Origin of the sequence: Bacillus sp. 491mf (assembly GCF_900112415.1) — a bacterium.
In the GTDB taxonomy this organism is placed as follows: Bacteria; Bacillota; Bacilli; order Bacillales; family Bacillaceae_G; genus Bacillus_A.
The window spans coordinates 99,584-105,985 of the sequence record NZ_FOLV01000015.1 but is presented as its reverse complement, the minus strand read 5'-3'; the positions used below and the strand labels follow the sequence as shown (position 1 = coordinate 105,985).

6 protein-coding genes and 1 pseudogene are annotated in these 6,402 nt (G+C 33.3%); 3 read left to right on the top strand and 4 right to left on the bottom strand.

The window, feature by feature from the left end; genetic code table 11:
- The 3 genes and pseudogenes from BM211_RS15350 to BM211_RS15340 all read right to left on the bottom strand — a co-directional run.
- A pseudogene (locus BM211_RS15350) lies at positions 1-214 on the bottom strand (IS5/IS1182 family transposase); the annotation flags it as partial.
- 147 nt (positions 215-361) lie between these two features.
- Positions 362-1,477 carry a DUF4179 domain-containing protein gene (locus tag BM211_RS15345; RefSeq protein ID WP_256217127.1) on the bottom strand — a complete coding sequence of 372 codons (1,116 nt, stop codon included), beginning with the start codon at positions 1,475-1,477 and terminating at the stop codon, positions 362-364.
- Positions 1,462-2,037: an RNA polymerase sigma factor gene (locus BM211_RS15340; RefSeq protein ID WP_090998421.1), complete on the bottom strand. Its 576-nt coding sequence runs from the start codon at positions 2,035-2,037 to the stop codon at positions 1,462-1,464. Before BM211_RS15340 ends, BM211_RS15345 begins: the two co-directional genes overlap by 16 nt.
- Before the next feature lie 175 nt (positions 2,038-2,212).
- Between BM211_RS15340 and BM211_RS15335 the strand changes: the two genes are divergently transcribed.
- The 3 genes from BM211_RS15335 to BM211_RS15325 all read left to right on the top strand — a co-directional run bounded on the left by BM211_RS15335 (position 2,213) and on the right by BM211_RS15325 (position 5,276).
- Entirely contained in the window at positions 2,213-2,641 is a 429-nt protein-coding gene (locus tag BM211_RS15335; protein ID WP_090998419.1) for a MarR family winged helix-turn-helix transcriptional regulator, read from the top strand.
- 1 nt (position 2,642) lies between these two features.
- Positions 2,643-3,035 carry a rhodanese-like domain-containing protein gene (locus BM211_RS15330; RefSeq protein WP_090998417.1) on the top strand — a complete coding sequence of 131 codons (393 nt, stop codon included), beginning with the start codon at positions 2,643-2,645 and terminating at the stop codon, positions 3,033-3,035.
- A gap of 417 nt (positions 3,036-3,452) precedes the next feature.
- Positions 3,453-5,276 carry an APC family permease gene (locus tag BM211_RS15325; RefSeq protein ID WP_090998415.1) on the top strand — a complete coding sequence of 608 codons (1,824 nt, stop codon included), beginning with the start codon at positions 3,453-3,455 and terminating at the stop codon, positions 5,274-5,276.
- 311 nt (positions 5,277-5,587) lie between these two features.
- Here BM211_RS15325 and BM211_RS15315 read toward each other — a convergent pair whose 3' ends face one another.
- Positions 5,588-6,193: a PRK06770 family protein gene (locus tag BM211_RS15315; protein WP_090998412.1), complete on the bottom strand. Its 606-nt coding sequence runs from the start codon at positions 6,191-6,193 to the stop codon at positions 5,588-5,590.
- Positions 6,194-6,402: the final 209 nt, after the last annotated feature.

Sequence of the window (6,402 nt, the reverse complement as noted above, 5' to 3'; positions counted from 1 at the left end):
CAAAAATGGATTTCAACAATAAATATTTGAACATACGAACGGGCGGCACTGCATTGCGACCGTTATCGAGACAATATTTATTCTTTAATTCCTCTAACACAAAAGAAAAATCAACCATTTCATTAAATTGACGAAGCATATTATCTTTTGGCACGACGATATCGTAAATCGCCATGAATGGGCTAAGGTTAAGAGGTTGTTGTTTTGAAATCATCCGAGACACCACCTAGAGTTAGTACAACCATTATACATAAAAAAAGTGAAAGCTTCCTCGATTTCATCGGGGAAGCTTTCACTTTTTGAACTATGAGGACTTTTTCAGTGGCCTCACTTAAAGAGAACAGTCCTTTTGTTCACTATGCTATTTTTCCAATTCGATAACGATATCTTTTAATACAAGGTCTTCTTTTTGGCTACCAATTTTCTTTAGTATATTAAATTTACTACCCCCACTTCCCCCCCCTCCTGCTTCACCATAATTATCAGCATTATGATTACTTAACATAACATGAGGAGTTATAATAAGTTTTGTTGCATTCGGATTGATTTTTTGAAATGTTTTACTTCCATTCAAAGTATAAGAACTTTCATCACGTATACTCCCATTTCCTTCTCCGGCATAACTATTCCCTAAATCATCTTTAATTCTCAAATCAACATATGCTTCATCCCATCTATTTTTCATATACTCGGAAACTTCTTGTTTATACGAAACGATAAATGACATCGGTGATACGGATAATTTCTCAATAGATACCTTTACTCCGTCTCGTTCTACACTACTATGAATTAGTTTTTCTTTACTTTCCGTTGCCTTTAAAGTGAAATCAAAGTTCCAATTCCCTTTTATTTCTTTCCCTGTATTTGTGTTTGTAATGCACTCTATATTCCATTGCATATTTACACTTTCTTCTTTAGTAGCCTCCAAGGTACTAGCAGTATATAAACCTACATACTTATAGTTATCTACTTTTTTAATTCCATTACTTCCCGACGTGCCTCCAGCCCCTTTTATTTTTAGAAAGTCCAAAGTAAATGGATTGTTACCTAAATCTTGATCACTTTCAATAGAATATGTTAAAGATACTGTCTGCCCATCATAAATCGCATCATGTATAGTGAATTGAATTCCGTTACTCTCCTGAGTAAGATTGAGTTCATTCGAGTACTTCTTATACTCATGATAAAGTCCTGCTCCTTTCTCTTTATTTATTTTAACTTCGTTATGAAGTACAACTCTTTCGTTATCAAAAAATCTATAAATATCTCTTATAAGGGGAATACTCAGCGCAGAAGCAGGAAACGTTAATCCAAATATGGTAGCTATTAAACAAATTGCAACAGAGGCTATCGCAACATACTGTTTCCAGACGGTTATTTTCTTCTTACTATGTAATAGTTGTTCAATATTTACGCGCTGTGGAAATGAAGTTCCATTCGCTTTTTCATGAAATGCCTTCTTTATTTGTCGATCCATACACTCACCTCCGTATCACGGTCTAAAAAAATAGTATGAGCTAAATAATCCTTCAGCTTTTCTTTCGCTTTGTAAAGACGTGACTTTACTGTCCCCTCTTTCACATTTAACACTTCCGAAATTTCTAAAATAGATAAATCTTGATAGTAAAAAAGAATAATAACAATTTGATGCTTGCTAGATAATTGCTGCACTGCATCGAGAATGATCTGCGACTCTTCTTGTATGAGATAATTATGTTCAGGTGTTTTCACATCTTTTATACGAAACCATGTTTCAGGTTGCAAAAAAGCAAAACGTTTCTTTCGTTTCTGTTTTAAAGTTGTATGAATCAAAATTTGATGAAACCAAGTCTTAAACGAAGCAATCTCTCCATTAAAACGATGAATAGATTCATATGTTTGTATGAGTGATTCCTGTACCGCATCTTCCGCTAACCCTTTATCATCTACTATGAGATAAGCTGTTTGATATGCTTTTTGTATATACGGTTGTAGTAGTTGATTAAATGCCTCTTTGTCTCCGTGTTTTACTTGTTGAATTAACCGTTCTTCCTCCAAACTCTCCCCTCCTTATTTTTCATTCTATATATTTATTACCATCAAACTAGAAAAAAGTTCACTTTTTCCCATTTTTTATCTTCCACTCTCCGCTTTTACCATTTAATGGTTGACACTCAATAATAATCAGTTATACTGATTATATATTAAAGTGATTATTTAGGAGGATGATACATTGAGCAGAATCTTAGAATCATACGGATTCCTTACAGGAAAAGTAGAGCAATTACTAGAACTCGACTTAATTGAAAAATTAGCACCTTACGACATTAACGCGAGACAATATGGAGTTTTAATTAAAATCAATGAAAAACCTAACCTTTCTCAAAAAGAAATTGCTAATGAATTAAAAATCGATCGCACAACAATGGTAGATTTTATTGACCATTTCGAATCACTACAATATGTAATTCGAATAAAAAATCCAAAAGACCGCAGATCCTATTGCATTCAAATTACAAACAAAGGTCAAGAAGTATTAGAAAATTGTTGGGGAATGTTAACACAATCGGAGATGAAGATTTTATCTCCTTTAACAGAAGAAGAACAATTCTTTTTAAAAACATGTTTGTTAAAAATCTTAAAAAACACGGAGGTATGCTAATATGCTTGAAATGGAATATTTTAAAGGTCGTATTGCTTCTACATTTAGTCCAATGGATTTTTTACAAGCCAAAAAAGTAAATCCTGATGCTTACATATTAGTTGATGTACGAAATGGAACACCGGAGTTAAAAAAAGAAATCATAACAGGAGCATTAGAAATCCCACAATCTGAATTAACAAATCGTTTATCGGAATTACCGAAAGAAAAAATAATTGTCTTATATTGCTGGGATGTATGGTGTAACACAGCTGCTAAATCAGCATTATTCCTTTTAGAAAATGGATACAATGTGAAGGAACTTGCTGGAGGTATTGCCGCATGGAAAACAATGAATTTCCCAACCATACCATTATTCTTTGAAGAAACTACTGATTTATCATGCAGGTGTTAACACATTAATGAACGGGATTAACTATTGGATAAAGGATTAGATTTTAAAAGGTGGAGAAGGTGGATTTCCTCAACTTTGTCACGGTTAATCCTCTCCTTTAAAAAAATGAAATATGGGATTGGATTATTGATTATTCTTCTAAACAGCAATTAAATGACAAAGCACCATGTCAAATGTTCAGGCTATTGGTAAAATAATTGATGACCATATTTACTAGTTTGATATCGGTAACGGCTTTATTTTTTTCGCAGAAAAATCAATTTTTATCCATTCTTTTCATGAATAAAAAGCTTATTCTGTCACTGTTTTGTCAATTTACTATAAAAAAAGAATGAATTCATAATAAAAACATCTATTCACTCGCTACCAATTGTGATATTCTTTTCATTGGAAAAATTACTTATTGGTGGTGCATCCATGTTTTTAGCGTTCAAAAGATTTTTAATTGGTAGACCTCTTAAATCAACTGCATTAGGTGAACAAAAATTAAATAAATTAAAGGCATTAGCCATTCTTTCATCTGATGCTCTTTCATCTGTTGCTTATGGAACAGAACAAATTTTAATTGTTCTTGCAACAATCGGATCAATTGCTTTTTGGTATTCCATTCCAATCGCAATCGGCGTTCTCATTTTGTTAACGGCACTTATTTTATCGTACAGACAGATCATTTATGCCTATCCACACGGCGGAGGAGCTTACGTTGTTTCTAAAACAAATATAGGTATAAATGCTGGACTTATTGCCGGGGGATCCTTACTGGTAGATTATATTCTTACCGTAGCTGTAAGTGTATCCGCAGGAACAGATGCAATTACATCCGCATTTCCAGCTTTACATCAGTACACCGTAATAATCGCGGTAATACTTGTTATTTTTATTACCATTCTGAATCTTAGAGGAGTAACAGAATCAGCTTCTATTCTAGCTTATCCTGTCTATCTCTTCGTATTAGCACTTATCGTATTAATTTCTGTTGGAGTCTTTAAAATTGCAACTGGACAAGCGCCGGCATCTTTACATACACCTATTGGTACGGTAGCACCAGGAATTACATTATTCTTTTTATTAAAAGCATTCTCATCTGGGTGTTCTGCATTAACAGGGGTAGAAGCGATTTCAAATGCAATCCCTAACTTTAAGGCGCCAGCTGCTAAAAACGCAGCCACTACTTTAGTGATGATGGGAGCAATTCTTGCAGTATTATTTACTGGTATCACCGTTTTAGCATATTGGTACGGTATCGCTCCGAAACACAACGAGACTGTTGTCTCTCAAATTGCTTCGGATGTATTCGGAAGAAATTATGTGTATTACTTTATTCAAGGAACAACTGCACTTATTTTAGTATTAGCTGCTAATACGGGATTCTCCGCATTCCCATTGTTAGCCTTCAACCTAGCATCAGATAAATATATGCCTCGCATGTTTTTAATGCGCGGTGATCGACTAGGATATTCAAATGGAATTATGACTCTTGGAATCGCTTCTATCATTTTAATTATTGCGTTTCAAGGAAAAACAGAACAATTAATCCCGCTGTACGCAGTTGGTGTATTCCTTCCTTTCACCTTGTCACAAACAGGAATGATTATAAAATGGTTGCGTGAAAAACCAGCAGGATGGTTGCCTAAATTACTAACAAATTTAGTAGGAGCACTTATATCATTATCGGTATTACTTATTTTCTTTATCACAAAGTTTACACAAGTATGGTCTGTTGTTATATTCCTGCCAATTATTGTGTATATCTTTCATTGTATCTATAAACATTACGATTCAGTTGGGGAACAACTACGTATCAATCCAAATGAAATCCCTCACAAAATCGAAGAAAACATTGTCATCGTACCTGTTGCAGGAATTACAAAGGTAGTCGAACAATCCATTAATTATGCTGAGGCTATCGGTGATACTGTCATTGCTGTATACGTAGCCTTTGATAAAGAAAGTGAAATAAAGATGCAGCAAAAATGGAAAGAATGGAAACCAGATGTTCGTCTTATTACAGTCGTTTCTTCTTATAGAAGCATAATGAGACCTATTACAAAATTAATAGCTATCATCCAAGACAAAGCAGTAGAAAATCATCATTCCGTTACTGTTCTTATTCCGCAGTTTATAACAAAGAAAAGTTGGCATAACATTTTACACAATCAATCAAGTGTTTTATTAAGGATTTATCTTTTATATAAAAAGAATGTTATTGTTTCAACTGTTCCGTATCGATTTAAGAAATAGAGTATGAAAATGTTAAGATTTCTATTATTCTATTAAAACGAGCCCCCTAACTATCAAGTTAGGGGGCTCATTTTTGTTTCCCTTGCTTATACAATATATTTAGATGAAGTAGTATTTTAAGTAAAATGAATTGTAAAGAGAAAATTGATAAAGTCTTACCGTGGTCTATGGATTTACCATCTAGTTGCAAAGTACCAAAAAAAGTGAAGAAAACAAAAAGTAACTCTAAAATCAACCTTTGTTGTATATTTTGGAGTTACTTGACATTTACCATTCAAATCTTTTCAACACTATTATATATTTTTTATAGGTCATTTTTTACCTTGTTCACCACTTGCTATTAACGTACTTCCTGAAAATGTCTCTTTTTGCATGAAAACTTTATTAATTAACTCTTTCTGTTCCTCTTGTGACATTACACCCTTACCTTCACCAAGGTTCCCACTTTGTAATTTCCAAATCGTATTATGATCGGCATCAACCTTCTCGTATTTCCCTTGTTTCCACCTTTCTAAAATATCTATATATACATTTTTATGATTCATATCACCGCTTTTAATAACCCCTAATAAACTTTCAATTCGTTCTTGTGTTATAAAAATATAACCCCACTTTTGATCCGCTTTTACTTTTTGATGTGCCATTTCGTGTAATGCAATTTGTACTTTTTCATCAGTCCACTTAAAACCTTTATTAAAATCACTATTTGGCAACGAGTAATTACCATTATCTAACGGCTTTACATTTTCTGCTTTTACTTTGCTATCAGCTAACACTTCCACTGCTGGAGCCGCTGTTGGTGTTTGTTTAGTAGTTGGTTTACTTTGATTGAGGTAATATAAGATTCCATAAGTAAGTGCCACACCGATTACTGCCATCCCAGCAATGATTCCTAGTATTTTTAATAGTGTTTTCATTGTCCGTTTTTCCTCCCCAGCATTCCATTACTTATTTTCTTCCTACCTATTTCGTTATTCACAAAAATTATCCATCTGTTCTCTCCCCCAAAAGTACTATTTTATCAAAATCGTTCATAGACTTCCTTTTATTGTATTTCTTTTCAGTTTAATATTGCAAGATTATTCTGTAAAATAACCATAACTTTATAAAACGCTCAGAGTTTTCT

Coding starts and splice junctions, on each gene's coding strand:
- BM211_RS15325 (WP_090998415.1), top strand. CDS start 3,453: ATGTTTTTAGCGTTCAAAAGATTTTTAATTGGTAGACCTCTTAAATCA.
- BM211_RS15345 (WP_256217127.1), bottom strand. CDS start 1,477: ATGGATCGACAAATAAAGAAGGCATTTCATGAAAAAGCGAATGGAACT.
- BM211_RS15330 (WP_090998417.1), top strand. CDS start 2,643: ATGCTTGAAATGGAATATTTTAAAGGTCGTATTGCTTCTACATTTAGT.
- BM211_RS15315 (WP_090998412.1), bottom strand. CDS start 6,193: ATGAAAACACTATTAAAAATACTAGGAATCATTGCTGGGATGGCAGTA.